Raw genomic sequence first — 16,799 nt, forward strand, 5'->3', positions numbered from 1 at the left:
TTTGATCAAATTCTTACCGCGCGGAAACAGCCCCGTCTTGCGGTCCGGGCGCGACCGACGCTTCCAGCGCCGGATACCGCTGCCACAGCGTGACCGCCCGCGCGATGAAGCTGATCAGCAGCGCCAGCCACAGCCCATGATTGCCCAGCCACGGCACAAGCGCCACCGCGGACAGGATGTAGATCAACAGGCTCAACGCCATCATATCGCGCATGTCCCCGGCGCGCGTCGCGCCGATGAAAATTCCGTCCAGCATGAACGCCGCCACGCCGACCACCGGCGCGATACAGATGTAGAGAATGAATTCGCGCGCTTCGGCCTGCACCTCCGGCGCCTTGGCCATCAGGTCGATGATCGCCCCGCCCCACAGCGCGAACGCCAGCGCCATGGCCACCACGATGGCCAGCGCCCACAGGCTTGTCAGAATCGCCGCCCGGCGCAGGCGCGCGACGCTGCCCTGCCCAAAGGCCTGCCCGACCAGTGCCTCGGCGGCAAAGGCAAACCCGTCCAGCGCCTGGGACGAAATATGCAGGAACTGTAGCAGCACCTGATTGGAGGCCAGCGTGACATCCCCGAAATCGCCACCCGTCAGCAGAAACGAGACGAAGATCACCTGCAACATCAGCGACCGCAGCAGGATATCGCGGTTCACCGCCATCATGCGCGTCAGCTGAACCCGGTCGAAGACCCGGTTCCAATCCCGCCACGCCGGAACGCCCCAGACATCGCGGCACAGCCACAAACCCAGGATCAAACCCGACCATTCGGCGACGAACGTGGCCCAGGCCACCCCGGTCACGCCAAGGTCCAGCCCCAACACGAACCACAGGTCCAGCACGATGTTGACGCCGTTCATCGCCACTTGCAGCACCAGCACCGCTCGCGTCCGCTCCAGCGCGATCAGCCAGCCGGTCATCCCGAACAGCGCGATCATGGCCGGTGCGCTCCAGACCCGGATCGCCATGTACTCGCCTGCCAAAGCCTCGACCTCGGCGCTGGCTGGCGACACGAGGAAGGCGCCGACGAACAGCGGCCCTTGCAGCGCGATGATGGCAATCCCGCTTGCCAGGCCGATCATCAGCGCGCGGGTCAGCATGGCCGCCACCTCGCCCGTGCGCCCCGCCCCGAACGCCTGGCTGGTCAGGCCGGTGGTCCCCATGCGCAGGAACGCGAAAATCGAATAGACCGCGGTCAGGATGACCGCACCGATGCCAACCGCGCCGATCGGCACCGCCTCGCCCAGCTGCCCCACGACGCCGGTATCGACCATGCCGAGGATCGGCACGGTGGCATTGGACAGTACGATCGGAAAGGCGATCCTGAGCACGCGTTTATGCGTGATCTCCGCCGGAGCGTCAGCCATCGCGGCGTGGCATCAGGAAGTGCCCGGTGGCCTGCGCAAAGGGACGCGCGCGGTTGTCCTGCCATGCCTCGGCCCGGACAGAGGCATAGCGCCGCCCCGATCGGGTCACGACCGCGCGGGCATAGGCATCCCGCGGCAGGCCCGAGCGCAGGTAATCCACGGTAAAATCAATCGTCTTGGGCAGGCGCGGCAGATCGCCGGCTTCGAACGTCTCCACCGCCAACTCGCCGGATTCCATCTCGTCCCACAGCATCGCCCAGCTCAGCGTGATGATCGACGTGACTTCCAGAAATGCCGCCGTGGCCCCGCCATGCAGGGCCGGCAACAGCGGGTTGCCGATCAGCTTTTCGTCGAAGGGCATCACTCCGGTCAGTTCGTCCCCGCGGCGATCGAACTCGATGCCCATGAAGCGAATATACGGCACGTGATCAACAAGCGCGTGCAAGGCCGCATCACGGCGTTGCTTGATCACCTGCACGGGTTCGGGACGCGAGCGGCTCATGTCTTGTCCGCCACGGTAAAGGTGCCGGTGGCCTGCGCCACGGGCCGGTCGGCATCGTCGTCCAGCGTCTGCGCCCGCACGAAGGCAACCGAGCGTGTGATGTGATAGCACTCGGCGCGCGCGCGGATCGCCTGCCCGGGCTTGGCGGGCCGCATGTAGTCGATGCGCAGGTCAATGGTCGCCGTGGCCCCGGGCGACTCCGGGTGACTCATCACCGCCGCGCCACAGCAGGTATCCATCAGCGCCGACACCGCGCCACCGTGGATCACCCCGGTTTCCGGGTCGCCCACCAGGTGCTCGGCATACTCCATCTTCATCTCCGCAACACCGTCGCCCACATGGGTGATCTGCATCCCCATCGCCTTGGCGTGCGGAATGGCGCCCATGAATTGCGCGGCGATCTTGTTGTTGTCGGTCATGAAATGTCCTGCGGCTTGCCTGCCCCGTTATGGTCCCGAATGCGGACGGGCTGCAAGGGTGCCTGTTGCGCGATCCGCCCTATGTCTCTTAAGTAGAAGCGAGGAGGATCCGAGATGCCAGAGCAACGCCTGTCATTCAAGGAGATGTGCGCGAAGTTCGACGTAACCCCGCGCACGCTGCGGTATTACGAGTATATCGAGCTGCTCAGCCCCACGCGTGAAGGGCGCTCGCGCTATTACGGCCCGCGCGAAGTGGCCCGCATGACGCTGATCCTGCGCGGACGCCGTTGGGGCTTCGCCCTCGAGGATATCCGCCAATGGCTGGAAATCTACGAGGAAAAGGGCACCGATGCCCAGTTGCGCACCTGGATCGACCTTGCCGACCGCCAGCTGGAAGAGCTGCGCACCCAGAAGGAACAGCTCGAACAGTCCATCGCAGAGCTGAAAGACGCCCGCGATTCGACCGAAAAGTCGCTCGGCTAGACCTTCGGCCGCTCGGCCACCTTCTGCATTTCCGCAAAATAATTGCGCAGGTCACAGGTTGACCTTGCCTGATCTTACGTAAAGCGCAAAGTGACGTTACGTAGTGGTTACGTAAAGCTGGCTATGTGTTGTACCGATAGCCATCGCCTCACATGTTCCGGCCAGTTGATCAGATTTACGGAAAGCGACATGACCGACGAAACGATGACAATTCGCGAGATGTGCGACGCGTTCAACGTGACGCCGCGAACCTTGCGTTTCTACGAGGCGAAAGAACTGCTCTTCCCCCGCCGGGAAGGACAGAAGCGGCTCTTCACCAAAAGCGACCGCGCCCGGCTCAAGCTGATCCTGCGCGGCAAGCGCTTCGGCTTCAGCCTCGAGGAAATCCGCCAGCTTCTGAACCTTTACGACAGGGGCGACCAGCAGCTGACGCAGCTGGAAACGACATACGAAATCGCCAAGGACCGCCTGGAAGAGCTCGAGCGTCAGCGCGACGAGCTGACAGCCGCCATCGACGACCTGCGCGACCAGATGAAATGGGGCGAGAGGATGATCTCCTCGCTCCGCCAGACACCCAAAGCCGCGGAATGATCCACGGCCCGACACTGTGATGATGTAGGGAGACCACCACATGCCGAGCTACACCCCGCCCACCAAGGACATGCAGTTCATTCTTCACGATGTCCTGAAGGTCAGCACCACCGACACCCCCGGCTATGCCGAGCTGGACCGCGACTTCACCGCCGCCGTTCTGGAAGAGGCCGGCAAGATCTCGTCCGAGGTGCTGGCGCCTTTGAACGTCGTCGGCGACACCGAAGGCTGCAAGCTGGAAAACGGCGTCGTCCGCACGCCCACCGGCTTCAAGGCGGCCTTCGACCAGGTGCGCGAGGGCGGCTGGACCGCACTGGACCTGCCCGAGGAATTCGGCGGGCAGAACATGCCTTATATCCTGGGCACCGCAGTAGGCGAGATGTTCTCGGCCGCGAACCAGGCCTTCACCATGTACCAGGGCCTGACCCACGGCGCCGCCTCGGCGATCCTGGCCCACGGGTCCGAGGATCAGAAGGCCACGTACCTGCCCAAAATGGCGTCCTGCGACTGGACCGGCACGATGAACCTGACCGAGCCGCATTGCGGCACCGATCTGGGCCTGATGCGCACCAAGGCGGAACCGCAGGGCGACGGCAGCTACAAGATCACCGGCCAGAAGATCTTTATCTCGTCGGGCGAACACGACATGGCCGACAACATCATCCACCTGGTGCTGGCCAAGATCCCCGGCGGCCCCGAGGGCATCAAGGGCGTCAGCCTCTTCATCGTTCCGAAGTTCATTGTCAAGGAAGACGGCTCGCTGGGCGAGCGCAACGGTGTCGCCTGCGGCAAGATCGAGGAAAAGATGGGCATCCACGGCAACTCGACCTGCGTCATGAACTACGACGAGGCGACGGGCTACCTGCTGGGTGAAGAGCACAAGGGCATGCGCGCCATGTTCACCATGATGAACGAGGCCCGCATCGGTGTCGGGATGCAGGGCTTGGCCCAGGCCGACGTGGCTTACCAGAACGCGCTGGAATACGCCAAGGACCGGCTGCAAGGCCGCGACGTGACAGGCGTCAAGAACCCCGATGGCCCGGCCGATCCGCTGATCGTGCATCCGGACATCCGCCGCGCGCTTCTGGATCAGAAAAGCTTCGTCGAAGGGGCCCGCGCCTTCCTGCTCTGGGGCAGCCAGATGATCGACCAGTCGCATCGCGGCAATGACGCCGCCGCCGAGGGCATGGTCAGCCTGCTGACCCCGATCATCAAGGGCTTCCTGACCGACGAGGGCTTCGACATGACGATCCTTGCGCAGCAGGTCTATGGTGGCCACGGCTATATCGAGGAATGGGGCATGTCCCAGTTCGCCCGCGACGCCCGGATCGCCATGATCTACGAAGGTGCCAACGGCGTGCAGGCGCTCGATCTGGTGGGCCGCAAGCTGGCGCAGGACGGCGGCAAGCACGTCATGGCCTTCTTCGACATGGTCAAAGGCTTCATCAAGGAAAACGAAGACCACCCGGCGCTGAAACAGGACTTCCTCGACCCGCTCAAGGAAAGCTCCAAGCACCTGCAACAGGCCGGCATGTTCTTTATGCAGAACGGCATGAAGAACCCCAATGCGGCACTTGCCGGGTCTTACGACTTCATGCACCTCTTCGGCCATGTCTGCCTGGGCCTGATGTGGGCGCAGATGGCCAAGGCCGCGCACGAGGCGATCGAGGCCGGCGAAGGCGACACGGCCTTCTACAAGACCAAGATCGCCACGGGCCGCTTCTACATGAAGCGCCGCCTGCCCGCGACGGGGATGCACCTGGCGCGCATCGAATCCGGTGCCGAGCCCGTTATGGAGCTTGAAGCAGAGGCATTCTGAAAACGGTAGGGTGGGTTTCAAACCCACCCTACGCAAGCAACGATGACTGGGAGGACATCATGCCGAAACGCTTTCGCCTGACCCGCCGCTTCAACGCCGCGATGACCGAGGACGGCTATCGCCGGCTGCGAAAATTCGCGCAGGAAGCCGGGCTCGACGAAGGCGAGGCACTGTCCTTTCTCTTCGAGAATTTCGACAGCGTGATCGACGAGGACACGTTCGGTCACCGTCTGCGCATCTTCAATTCAGAACTCGACGCCCGCAAACGCTAGGGAGGCACCTCATGTCCGCATGGATGACCGACGAGCACGAAATGCTCACCGAGATGACGGCCAAGTTCATCACCGAGGAATGGGGCCCGCATTTCGAGCGCTGGCGCAAGGCCGGCATCATGGACCGCGAGATCTGGCAGCAGGCCGGTGAACTGGGCCTGCTCTGCCCCTCGATCCCCGAGGAATACGGCGGCGCGGGCGGCGATTTCGGCCACGAGGCCGTGATCTGTATCGAGCAAAGCCGCGCAAACCTCGCCAGCTGGGGCAACCCGATCCATTCCGGCATCGTGGCGCATTACATCCTGGCCTATGGCAGCGAGGAGCAAAAGAAACGCTGGCTGCCCAAGATGGTGTCGGGCGACATGGTCGGCGCGCTTGCCATGACCGAACCCGGCGCGGGCTCGGACCTTCAGGGGATGAAGACCAAGGCGCTGCGCGAGGGCAATTCCTATCGCCTGACCGGCCAGAAGACCTTCATCACCAACGGCCAGCACGCCGACCTGATCATCGTCGCCGCCAAGACCGACCCCAAGCAGGGCGCCAAGGGCATCTCGCTCGTGGTGGTCGAAACCGAGGGCGCCGAGGGCTTCAGCCGCGGCCGCAACCTCGAAAAGAACGGGCTCAAGGCCGGTGACACGTCCGAGCTTTTCTTCGACAATGTCGAGATCCCGCCCGAGAACATCCTCGGCGGCGAAGAGGGCCGCGGCTTCTACCAGATGATGGAACAGCTGCCCCAGGAACGCCTGATCATTGCCTGCGGCGCCCAAGGCGCGTTGGAAGGCGGCGTTGCCCGCACCATCGCCTATACCAAGGAACGCGAGGCCTTCGGCGCGCCGATCTTCGACAAGTTCCAGACCATCCGTTTCACCCTGACCGAGTGCCTGACCAAGACCAAGGTCTGCCGCGCGTTCCTGGATGAATGCATCGAGGAACACCTGCACGGAAAGCTGAGCGTCGAGAAGGCCGCGATGGCGAAATACTGGCTGACCGATACGCAGTTCGAGGTGCTGGACGCCTGCGTGCAACTGCATGGCGGCTACGGCTACATGGCCGAGTACGACATCGCCGAAATGTGGGCCGACGCGCGGGTGCAACGCATCTACGGCGGCACCAACGAGATCATGAAAGAGCTGATTTCGAGGTCGCTGTGACGACTTCGGCGCGCGCCTCGAACACCATAACGGGAGTGAGACAATGACGATCAAGCTGCACTGCTTCGGCGAAAGCGGCAACGCCTACAAGGCGGCGCTGGCGCTGGAACTCTCCGGCCTCGACTGGGAGCCGGTGAAGGTCGATTTCTTCGGCGGCGAGACCCGTGGCGACGCGTATCGCCGTGACGTCAACGAGATGGGCGAAGCGCCGGTGATGATCGACGGCGATTTGCGCCTGACCCAATCGGGCGTCATTCAGCAGTATGTCACCGATCAGTCAGGCAAGTTCGGCGGTCGCGACCAAGCCGAGAAATACGAGGTTCTGCGCTGGGTGCTGTGGGACAATCACAAGCTTTCCAGCCAGGCCGGGATGACCCGCTTCCTGATGAACTTCTTGCCCGAGGACAAGCGCCCGGCGGAAGTCATCACCTTCACCCAAGGCCGCCTCAAGGCCGCCTACACCACGCTGAATGAACGGCTGGAGGAACGCGACTGGATCGTGGGCGACGGGCTGACCAACGCCGACATTTCGTGCTGCGCCTACCTTTTCTATCCCGAGCCCTTCGGCTTTGACCGCGCCGAGTGGCCCAATATCGACAGATGGCTTTCCAATATCGAGGCGCTGCCCGGCTGGAAACACCCCTATGACCTGATGCCGGGCTCCCCGGCGGATCGCGCCTGAGCAAAGCCTCGGGCGGCGAACGAGAAACAAACAGACACGACAGGACAACCAAAGGAGTCCGGACATGACCGAAGCCTATATCTATGACGCGGTCCGCACGCCGCGCGGCAAGGGCCGCAAGGACGGCGCGCTGCACGAAGTCACCGCCGTGCGCCTCAGCACCCATGTGCTGAACGCGCTGAAAGATCGCAACGGCCTTGAAGGGCACGCCGTCGAGGACGTGATCTGGGGCAACGTCACGCAGGTGATGGAACAAGGCGGCTGCCTTGCGCGGACCGCCGTGCTGGCCTCGGACCTCGATGAATCCATCCCCGGCCTGGCCATAAACCGCTTCTGCGCGTCGGGTATGGAAGCCGTCAACCTGGCCGCAAACCAGGTCAAGGGCGGCGCGGGCGAGGCCTATATCGCCGGCGGCGTCGAGATGATGGGCCGCGTGGCCATGGGCAGCGACGGCGCGGCGATTGCCGTGGACCCCAGTGTGGCGATGGACAGCTATTTCGTCCCGCAGGGCATCAGTGCCGACATCATCGCCACCGAGTACGGCTTCAACCGCGACCAGGCAGATGCGCTGGCGGTGGAAAGCCAAAACCGCGCGGCGGCGGCGTGGAAGGACAACCGGTTCGAGAAATCCATCATCGAGGTGAAGGACCAGAATGGCCTCACGATCCTCGACCATGACGAATACATGCGCCCCGGCACCGACATGCAGGCGCTTGGCGCGCTCAACGCCAGCTTCCAGCAGATGGGCGAGGTGATGCCCGGCTTCGACGCCGTGGCGAAGCTGAAGTACCCGCATCTTGAGAAGATCAATCACATCCACCACGCCGGCAACAGCTCGGGCATCGTGGACGGCTCTGCCGGTGTGCTGATCGGCTCCAAGGAGTTCGGCGAGAAATGGGGCCTGAAGCCCCGCGCCCGCATCCGCCAGACCTGCAAGATCGGCACCGATCCCACGATCATGCTGACCGGCCCCGTACCGGCGACCCAGAAGATCCTGGCAGACTCAGGCATGAACATCGGCGACATCGACCTTTTCGAGGTGAACGAGGCCTTCGCCTCGGTCGTTTTGCGCTTCATGCAGGCCTTCGACGTCGACCCCGAGCTGGTCAACGTCAACGGCGGCTCCATCGCCATGGGCCACCCGCTGGGCGCCACCGGCGCGATCATCATCGGCACGCTTCTGGATGAGCTGGAACGCTCGGACAAGGAAGTGGGTCTTGCCACGCTTTGCATCGCGTCCGGCATGGGCGCGGCCACGATCATCGAACGCGTGTAACCCGGGATACGAGGATTAGAGACATGACTGATTTCACGATGGAAAAAGGCGCCGACGGCGTCGCGATCATCACCTGGGACACCCAAGGCAAGTCCATGAACGTGATGAACATGGAAGGCTGGCCCCTGCTGGAAAGCCTGGTGGACGACGCGCTGGCAGACGATGCCGTGAAGGGCATCGTCATCACCTCCGGCAAGGAGGGCACCTTTGCCGGGGGGATGGACCTGAATGTCATCGCCAAGATGAAGGAAATGGCCGGCGACAACCCGGCGCAGGGCCTGATGGACGGGCTGATGAACATGCACTCCATCCTGCGCAAGATCGAGCGTGGCGGCATGGACGACAAGAACAAGGGCGGCAAGCCCATCGCCGCCGCCCTGCCCGGCACGGCGCTTGGCATCGGGCTGGAAATTCCGCTGGCCTGCCACCGCATCTTTGCCGCCGACAACCCCAAGGCCAAGATCGGCCTGCCCGAGATCATGGTCGGCATCTTCCCCGGCGCGGGCGGCACCACCCGCCTTGTCCGCAAGCTGGGCGCGATGGGCGCGTCCCCGCTCCTGCTCGAAGGCAAGCTGAACGATCCCAAGAAAGCCAAGTCCGCCGGCGTGGTGGACGAGGTCGTGCCCGCGGGCGAGCTGATCGCCAAGGCCAAGGAATGGGTCCTCAGCGAGCCCAGCTTCGTCAAGCCGTGGGACGAGAAAGGCTATAAGATGCCCGGCGGCGCGCCCTATCATCCGGCAGGCTTCATGACCTTTGTCGGCGCCTCGGCCATGGTCAACGGCAAGACCCAAGGCGCCTTCCCGGCGGCCAAGGCGCTCTTGTCTGCGGTCTATGAAGGCGCGCTGGTGCCCTTCGACACCGCGCTCAAGATCGAGGCGCGCTGGTTCACCAACGTCCTGATGAACCCCTCCTCGGCGGCCATGATCCGCAGCCTTTTCATCAACAAGGAAGCGCTGGAAAAAGGCGCCAACCGCCCCGACGTGCCCGACCAGAAGGTCAAGAAGATCGGCGTCATGGGTGCCGGCATGATGGGCGCAGGCATCGCGCTCGTCTCGGCCATGGCGGGGATGGAGGTCGTTCTGATCGACCAGAAACAGGAGGCTGCCGACAAGGGCAAGGCCTATACCGCCGATTACATGGACAAGGGCATCAAGCGCGGCAAGGCGACCGAAGAGAAGAAAGCAGCGACGCTGGACAAGATCACGGCAACCACCGATTACAACGCGCTGAAAGGCGCGGACCTGATCATCGAGGCGGTTTTCGAGGACCCGGGCGTGAAGGCCGGGGTGACGAAAGAAGTGCTGAAGGTCGTCGGCGACGATTGCATCTTCGCGACCAACACCTCGACCCTGCCGATCACGGAACTGGCCAAGGCATCGGACAATCCCGAACAGTTCATCGGCATCCACTTCTTCTCGCCCGTCGAGAAGATGATGCTGGTCGAGATCATCAAGGGCGCGGAAACCGGCCCGCGCGCCGTGGCCAAGGCGCTCGACTACGTGCGGCAGATCCGCAAGACGCCCATCGTCGTGAATGACGCGCGGTTCTTCTACTGCAACCGCTGCATCATCCCCTACATCAACGAGGGCATCCGCATGGTGGCCGAAGGCGTGACGCCCGCGCTGATCGACAACGCCGCGCGGCAGCTTGGCTTCCCTGTCGGGCCGCTGCAACTGGTCGACGAGACCTCGATCGACCTCGGCGCCAAGATCGCACGTGCCACCAAGGCTGCGATGGGGGACGACTACCCCGACGGTGCCGTGGACGAGGTGATCTTCTGGATGGAAAAAGAGGGTCGCCTGGGTCGCAAATCCAACGCGGGCTTTTTCGACTATGACGACAAGGGCAAGCGTCAGGGCTACTGGCAAGGGCTGGAACAGAAATACCCCCATGCCGAAGACCAGCCCGACCTGATCGAAGTGCAGCACCGCCTGATGTTCGCGCAAGTGCTGGAAGCCGTGCGCGCGCTGGAGGAAGGCGTGTTGGAAGACATTCGCGAAGGCGACGTCGGCGCGATCCTCGCCTGGGGCTTCGCGCCCTGGTCGGGCGGTCCGTTCTCATGGCTCGACATCATCGGCACGCCCTACGCCGCCGAGCGGTGTGACGAGTTGACCGAGAAATTCGGCGAGCGGTTCACCACGCCTGACCTGCTGCGCGAGATGGCCGGCAAGAACCAGTCCTTCTACGGACGCTTCGGCACCCAGGCAGAAGCCGCGTAACGGCATCCGTCGAGCAACAAAGCGAAACCCGCGCGGCCAGGCAACCGCGCGGGTTTCTTCGTTTCGGTGCGTGCGCTGCGAGCCGCTACGCCGGAACAGCCGCCGCCCAAATGTCCTGGGGAGAATTGGAGCACGCTGCGGCAATCTCGTCTTCGATCTGCACGGCCAGAAACCGCGCCTCGTCCATCGACAGGACCGAGTAGAACGGGCGCGCCTCTTCGGCGAAGGCCGCATCGACCATGTCGGCAAAGGCCGGGCAAAAGAACAGCGCCCCGTTTTCCGAAAACACCACCTGGTCGGCAGCGAAATGCAGCACAACGACCTCGACGTCACCTTCGGGCGGCGTCCGGGCGACTCCGTAAAGACCTTCGATCGCCTCGGCGGGCATCAGGGTGAAGGGGTCACCGTAAAGATCTTCTGCCGCGTCGCTTTCCACCATGATGGTCTGGCCGGGCAGCACATGCATCACCTCACGGTTGCCCAATGCCCCGGCGGGCACTTCCAGCGGCCAGAACTGGCGCGGGCAATGGTCCTGCCCGCTCCACAGACGCACGCGGCTGACCTTCGTGATCGTCTGAAGCCCGCCGTCGAAGGTCAGCACATTGTCGCCCTCGGCAATCGCCTCGACCGGGCGCCAGCCCATGCCGGTCGCCACTTTCGTGCCGGAAATCAGCCCTGATTTGACTGCCGTCGCGTTCGTGTTCTCAAAGCTTTCGCGCTTTGCAGGCTTGGACGTCCATCCGAACATTGATCTTTTCCCCTCTTGTGCCGTTGGCAGACGGCGTCAGCAGACAAGATCCATGTGGCGTGATTCTCAGGACGCTCCTTGGTCGGAAAAGTGTCACGATCTGGGCATTGTTTCGGCAACGTGCCCATTCCGGGGCTTTTCGGAAAACAAGCCTAAAACTTGAAACGAAAGCCGGTCAGAATTGGTACCCGAACCTTTGGATATCCGCCGCGCACAGCCGGGCCAACAGCTCCGCATCCGACTCGGAATAATACGCGCGATAGTCCTCTTCGCGGTCCGAGCGGTTCTCATGCGGCAGGTCCAGGCGGAACCCCAAGTGATCCCACAGCGGCTCGGCCTCAGCCTCGAAATGCTCCAGCCGGATGAACAGCCGGGCCTGATCCGGACCATCCGCGCTGCGCATGTAACGGGCATAGTCCCAGGCGCGGATCGCGGCCTGCATCTGTGGCGCATTCAGGAACCCGGCGAAATCGGCCGCCTTGGCGCAGGCGACGGCCGGGTGATCGAAACTCTGACAGCGCAGCCAGTGATAATAGCTGACCATCCTGTCCCATGGATTGCGCACCAGCGTGAAGCAAAATGCTGACGCCACGAAGTCGCGCGTCACCAGCCCGTCGATATCGGCCAGGGTGGAATGTTTCCACAATCGGCCCGCGCTCTGCACATCCTTGATCCGCCGCCGCCGCTTTTTGGCTTTCGGCGTGTCACCGATCAGGATGTCGTCGCGCATCGCACGTGCCTCCAGCGCCAGCGCCAGAGACGTGCCGCCGGTCTTTGGGATATGCACGAAGATATAGTTGCGGCCGGGCGAGATGATCATGGCCGAACGCTAGGCCATCGCACGCGCCTTGGAAAGATTGCCGCGGGTGCGAAACGGCTTTGCTTTCGGCCCGGAAATACGCGATACCTCCTGCCGATCAGGATAAACGCTTTCACGAAAGGACGTCTGGCATGGGTTGGATGAAGGACGAAACCGGTCTCGACAGAACCGCTGCGAACTATGTGCCGTTGACACCCCTGTCGCACCTGCGTCGCGCGTCCCACGTATTCCCCGATCACGAAGCGCTGGTCTATGGCAGCTTTCGCAAGACATATGCCGAATATTACGAGCGCGTCACCCGCCTCGCCTCCGCCCTTCAGAAGATCGGTGTCGAACCCGGCGACGTGGTGGCGACGATCCTGCCCAACATCCCCGCCCATGCCGAGGCGCATTTCGGCGTGCCTGCCTGCGGGGCCGTCCTGAACGCCATCAACACCCGGGTCGAGGCCGACACCATCACCTATATCCTCGATCATGGCGAGGCCAAGGTGGTGATGGTCGATCCGCAATTCCTGTCCACGACGCTCGAGGCGATCGACAAGATGGAAGGCCCCGCGCCCAAGATCATCGAGGTGCCCGACGATCAGGCCGGCGTGAAAGCCTATGGCGACCACCAGCTTTACGAGGATTTCCTGCAAACCGGCGACCCGGATTTTCAGTGGATCATGCCCCAGGACGAATGGGAAAGCCTTGCGCTGAACTACACCTCCGGCACCACCGGGCGGCCCAAGGGCGTGGTCTATCACCACCGCGGCGCCTACCTGCTGACCATGGGCAGCGTGGTGACATGGCCCCTGCCGCGCCACGCGCGGTACCTGACCATCGTGCCACTGTTTCACTGCAACAACTGGAACCATACCTGGGCGATCCCGATGGTCGGCGGCACCGTGGTCTGCTGCCGCGACATCAACGCGGCCAACATCTACAACGCCATCGCCGACGAGGGCGTCACCCATTTCGGTGCCGCGCCCATCGTGCTGAACATGATCGTCAACGCCAAGGACGCCGAGCGTCGCGACTTCGACCACGCGGTCAACGTCTTTACTGCCGGTGCCCCGCCCCCCGCCGCCACCCTGCGCGCGATCGAGCCACTGGGCTTTGACGTCACGCAGGTCTATGGCCTGACCGAAACCTATGGCCACGTCACCGAATGCATGTGGCACAGCCGGTGGGACGACCTGCCCGACGACGAACGCTATGCCATCAAGGCGCGCACCGGCATCCTCATGCCCTTCATGGACGACATCACCGCGCTCGATCCCGAGACCATGGAACAGGTTCCGATGGACGGCGAGACGCAGGGCGAGGTCATGATCCGCGGCAACGCCGTCATGAAAGGCTATCTCAAGAACCCCAAGGCCACCGAAGAGGCGTTTCGCGGCGGCTATTTTCACTCCGGCGACATCGCCTATCAGCACGAGGACGGCTATCTGAAGATCGCCGACCGCGCCAAGGACATCATCATCTCGGGCGGCGAGAACATCAGCTCGGTCGAGATCGAAGGCGCGTTGATGATGCACCCCGCCGTCCTTCTGTGTGCCGTGGTGGCCATGCCGGACGAGAAATGGGGCGAGGTGCCCTGCGCCTTTGTCGAGGTCAAGGAAAGCGCCACCGTCACCGAACAGGACCTGATCGCCTTCTGCCGCGAGCGGCTGGCCGGGTTCAAATGCCCCAAGAAGGTCGTGTTCGAGGAACTGCCCAAGACCTCCACCGGCAAGATCCAGAAGTTCGAATTGCGCAAGGCGTTCAAATAGAGCGTTTCGCCTTCAATCTGCGGCAGCGGTTGAGGCCACAACGCGTGCAACGGCTGTAGGCCGTGTCATCGGCAATTGCCCGCTTGCGTCTTGGCGTGATATGCTTGGCCGAACGCGCTAACGAGGCAGAGCAGGCCCACGCGACATGACGGCGTTAAGCGAATACGAACGGCTGGAGGCATCCGGCCTGTGGCGGGCATCTCCGGACGCGCAGCGCGTCGATGTCTACGTCTCGCTTGGGGACGCCACTCTGACCATCCTCGACCGGCGAGAACAGCCGCTGACCCACTGGTCGCTGGCCGCCATCGCGCGGGCCAATCCGGGCAAGCGCCCGGCGCTTTATCATCCTGATGGCGACGCGGGCGAGACGCTGGAACTGGGCGAAGATGCCTCCGAGGTCATAGACGCCATCGAAAGGCTGCGCGCCGCCGTCGACCGGGCGCGCCCGCATCCCGGGCGTCTGCGGCTGGTGATGTTCCTCGGCAGCCTGGCCGCTGTCGCCGCGCTGGCGACGCTCTGGTTGCCCGGCGCGCTGCGCGACCACGCCACCAAGGTCCTGCCACAGGTCAAGCGTGAAGAGATCGGCGATGACCTGCGTCGGCACATAGAACGTGTCACCGGCCCGGCCTGCGACACCCCGGACGGGCGCCGGGCCCTCACCGCGCTTGCCGACCGCCTTCCGGCCGGTGACGACCCCGGCACGCTCGACGTGATGCGCGACGGGGTCAAAGGCGCGGTCGCCCTGCCCGGCAAGACCATCCTTCTGGACCGGGCCCTGGTCGAGGATTACGAAGAGCCTGACGTGCTAGCTGGCTATATCGTCGAACAACGCCTCCGCGCCGACGTGCACGATCCGATAGACGCCCTGCTGCAACATGCCGGCACCTGGGACAGCATTCGCCTGCTGACGACCGGAGAGCTGACCGAGGACGTACTGGCGGATTATGCCCGGCACCTGCTGACGCGCACCGAAGAGCCGCTGCCGGACGAGACGCTGCTAAACGGCTTCGCCAGCTGGTCCGTCCGCTCTACACCCTATGCCTATGCGCTGGACGTGACCGGCGAATCCACGCTCGGCCTGATCGAGGCCGACCCCTTTGCCAGCGAAGCGCCGCCGCCGATCCTCAGCGATGCGGACTGGCTGCGGCTGCAAGGCATCTGCGGCGGCTAAGGCCGCAGATAAGTTTGATCACTTGCGGAAGTAGGCGTTGGGATAACCCGCGCGGCGCACGGCCCGCATCCCAGATTGAAGCTGTGATTGCGTGCCGAAAGGCCCCACCACGACCGAGGTATAGCGCTCGCCCTTGTGCGTGGTCTTGCCCATCCGTGCGGGAAGCCCGGCATTGGCCAGCCGCTGCGCCGCGCGGCGCGCCAGGTCCGGCGCGCTGAAGATTCCGACCTGCACATAGCGGTGGCTGGCGGCCTTGGCCGCCGCCTTGGGGGCGGAGGATCGTGTCGACACCGTAGGCTGCACGGCCTCGTTGCGGGGGGCGGTCTTGGCGATATTGCGCGTCCGCTTGACGGTGCGGACCTTCCCGTCGCGGCTGCGGACCACAGAGATCGGATCGGGCACCATCTGGCCGCGCGTGGCAATGATGACACCTGCCGCCCGCTGCTGTTCGAAGCTGGTATAGGGATACTGCAATCCGGGATAATTATGTGTCACCTCGCGCCCGGTGCGGCGGTCGATCAGGCGGCGCGGCACGGTCTTGGTCCAGGCAAGCTCCATCAACGCCTTGCCAGTAAAGTCCTGGTGGGCACGCCGCGGGTTCAGACGGTCGTCCTCCCAGACCGGCTGATAGCCTTCGGGCACGAAAACGCCCTGCGTGCTGCTGACCTGCCGCTCATAGACATGCCGCGGTGCCACGCGCACAGGCGGAGACACCACCATCCGCGGGGTGACCACTTGCCCAGGCCGTACCGCATATGCGGGCGCAGGCCGCGACTGCGGCGCCGGGGTTGTCGTTGTCGCTGTCGGTGTCGTTGTTGTCACGACCCGGATGGCGGTGCCGGTGCCGGACCCGCCGGAAATCACGTTCGTATGCGGCGTGGTCTGCGGCCCGCAGCGCACCGCAAGGCCCGGCTTGCTCTGAAGATAGCGTTGAGACACCGCGCTCGCGCCCGGGCAGGCGGGCTGGTTCTGCACCACGCGCCGGGTCTTGGGTGCCGGCGCAGGCGCGGGCGCCGGCGCGGCGGCCGGGCTGGGCGTGACCCTGATGATCTTCGGTGAAGCGGCTGCCGTGCTGGTCGTGGCGGCGGGCTTTGGCGCCGGCGCCTGGCGCACGACTTTCTTCGGCGCTGTGGCCACGCGCCGGGTCGTCGGGGCCGGGCTCGGTGCCGCGGCGGGCTGTTGCGGGACGGTGATGACTTCGGGCTGCTGTGCGGCCGGTTGCGCCGGGCCGGGCCGCGCCGATGCGGTCGCGGTACCCGCACCCAAAGACGGCTGGAACCCGCAGATCACCTTGCGCCCGCGCGTCACACGCGGCACCCAGGTGACATCCCCGTCGATCCCGGCGCGAATGAACACGCACCCTCGGCTGTCGACATATTGCCGCCCGGTGTAATTCGCCGGTGGAAATTCCGCCGGAACCCTTGCCCCTGAATCACTCTGCGCCACGGCCCCGCCGTGGACGACAGTTGTGGCGATTGCAGCTATCGCCAGAACACGCGTCAGTCTCATTTTGCCCCCAAGACAGTTGA

Annotated in this window: 16 protein-coding genes; 10 read left to right on the top strand and 6 right to left on the bottom strand. The window is 64.0% G+C overall.

Annotation, left to right across the window (positions count from 1 at the left end):
- Positions 1-13: 13 nt before the first annotated feature.
- The 3 genes from XM53_RS19505 to XM53_RS19515 are packed head-to-tail and all read right to left on the bottom strand — an operon-like array spanning position 14 to position 2,284.
- Positions 14-1,363, bottom strand: coding sequence for an MATE family efflux transporter (locus XM53_RS19505; RefSeq protein ID WP_057796419.1), 1,350 nt, complete (start codon positions 1,361-1,363; stop codon positions 14-16).
- A complete protein-coding gene (locus XM53_RS19510) occupies positions 1,356-1,865 on the bottom strand; it encodes a PaaI family thioesterase (protein WP_057796421.1) in 510 nt (169 codons plus the stop codon). The genes XM53_RS19505 and XM53_RS19510 overlap by 8 nt, the downstream gene beginning before the upstream one ends.
- Positions 1,862-2,284: a PaaI family thioesterase gene (locus tag XM53_RS19515; RefSeq protein ID WP_057796423.1), complete on the bottom strand. Its 423-nt coding sequence runs from the start codon at positions 2,282-2,284 to the stop codon at positions 1,862-1,864. Before XM53_RS19515 ends, XM53_RS19510 begins: the two co-directional genes overlap by 4 nt.
- Positions 2,285-2,398: 114 nt before the next feature.
- Here XM53_RS19515 and XM53_RS19520 point away from each other — a divergent pair, with 114 nt between their 5' ends.
- The 8 genes from XM53_RS19520 to XM53_RS19555 all read left to right on the top strand — a co-directional run bounded on the left by XM53_RS19520 (position 2,399) and on the right by XM53_RS19555 (position 10,777).
- Positions 2,399-2,767, top strand: a complete 369-nt coding sequence (locus XM53_RS19520; RefSeq protein WP_057796425.1) for a MerR family transcriptional regulator — start codon at positions 2,399-2,401, stop codon at positions 2,765-2,767.
- 189 nt (positions 2,768-2,956) lie between these two features.
- A complete protein-coding gene (locus XM53_RS19525; RefSeq protein WP_057796427.1) occupies positions 2,957-3,358 on the top strand; it encodes a MerR family transcriptional regulator in 402 nt (133 codons plus the stop codon).
- 40 nt (positions 3,359-3,398) lie between these two features.
- Positions 3,399-5,177: an acyl-CoA dehydrogenase C-terminal domain-containing protein gene (locus XM53_RS19530; RefSeq protein WP_057796429.1), complete on the top strand. Its 1,779-nt coding sequence runs from the start codon at positions 3,399-3,401 to the stop codon at positions 5,175-5,177.
- A gap of 59 nt (positions 5,178-5,236) precedes the next feature.
- A complete protein-coding gene (locus XM53_RS19535; RefSeq protein WP_057796430.1) occupies positions 5,237-5,449 on the top strand; it encodes a hypothetical protein in 213 nt (70 codons plus the stop codon).
- An 11-nt stretch (positions 5,450-5,460) separates the two neighbouring features.
- Positions 5,461-6,600: an acyl-CoA dehydrogenase family protein gene (locus XM53_RS19540; RefSeq protein WP_057796431.1), complete on the top strand. Its 1,140-nt coding sequence runs from the start codon at positions 5,461-5,463 to the stop codon at positions 6,598-6,600.
- A 43-nt stretch (positions 6,601-6,643) separates the two neighbouring features.
- The gene (locus XM53_RS19545) at positions 6,644-7,282 is read left to right on the top strand and encodes a glutathione S-transferase family protein (RefSeq protein ID WP_057796432.1); all 639 of its coding nucleotides are present in this window, start codon (positions 6,644-6,646) and stop codon (positions 7,280-7,282) included.
- Positions 7,283-7,346: 64 nt separating this feature from the next.
- Complete coding sequence (locus tag XM53_RS19550; RefSeq protein ID WP_057796433.1) at positions 7,347-8,558, top strand: acetyl-CoA C-acetyltransferase; 1,212 nt, start codon at positions 7,347-7,349, stop codon at positions 8,556-8,558.
- A gap of 23 nt (positions 8,559-8,581) precedes the next feature.
- Positions 8,582-10,777 carry a 3-hydroxyacyl-CoA dehydrogenase NAD-binding domain-containing protein gene (locus XM53_RS19555; protein ID WP_057796435.1) on the top strand — a complete coding sequence of 732 codons (2,196 nt, stop codon included), beginning with the start codon at positions 8,582-8,584 and terminating at the stop codon, positions 10,775-10,777.
- 85 nt (positions 10,778-10,862) lie between these two features.
- Here XM53_RS19555 and XM53_RS19560 read toward each other — a convergent pair whose 3' ends face one another.
- Positions 10,863-11,525: a Hint domain-containing protein gene (locus XM53_RS19560; RefSeq protein WP_057796436.1), complete on the bottom strand. Its 663-nt coding sequence runs from the start codon at positions 11,523-11,525 to the stop codon at positions 10,863-10,865.
- A 175-nt stretch (positions 11,526-11,700) separates the two neighbouring features.
- On the bottom strand, positions 11,701-12,345 hold the full coding sequence (locus XM53_RS19565) for a sulfotransferase family 2 domain-containing protein (RefSeq protein WP_057796437.1): 645 nt from the start codon (positions 12,343-12,345) through the stop codon (positions 11,701-11,703).
- A 131-nt stretch (positions 12,346-12,476) separates the two neighbouring features.
- Between XM53_RS19565 and XM53_RS19570 the strand changes: the two genes are divergently transcribed.
- On the top strand, positions 12,477-14,099 hold the full coding sequence (locus tag XM53_RS19570; protein ID WP_057796438.1) for a long-chain-fatty-acid--CoA ligase: 1,623 nt from the start codon (positions 12,477-12,479) through the stop codon (positions 14,097-14,099).
- A gap of 145 nt (positions 14,100-14,244) precedes the next feature.
- The gene (locus tag XM53_RS19575) at positions 14,245-15,270 is read left to right on the top strand and encodes a hypothetical protein (RefSeq protein ID WP_057796439.1); all 1,026 of its coding nucleotides are present in this window, start codon (positions 14,245-14,247) and stop codon (positions 15,268-15,270) included.
- 18 nt (positions 15,271-15,288) lie between these two features.
- Here the strand turns inward: XM53_RS19575 and XM53_RS22735 are convergent, their stop codons facing one another.
- Entirely contained in the window at positions 15,289-16,779 is a 1,491-nt protein-coding gene (locus XM53_RS22735; protein WP_082631140.1) for an SPOR domain-containing protein, read from the bottom strand.
- Positions 16,780-16,799 lie beyond the last annotated feature (20 nt).

The sequence above is a fragment of the Roseovarius atlanticus genome, assembly GCF_001441615.1.
Taxonomy (GTDB): domain Bacteria; phylum Pseudomonadota; class Alphaproteobacteria; order Rhodobacterales; family Rhodobacteraceae; genus Roseovarius; species Roseovarius atlanticus.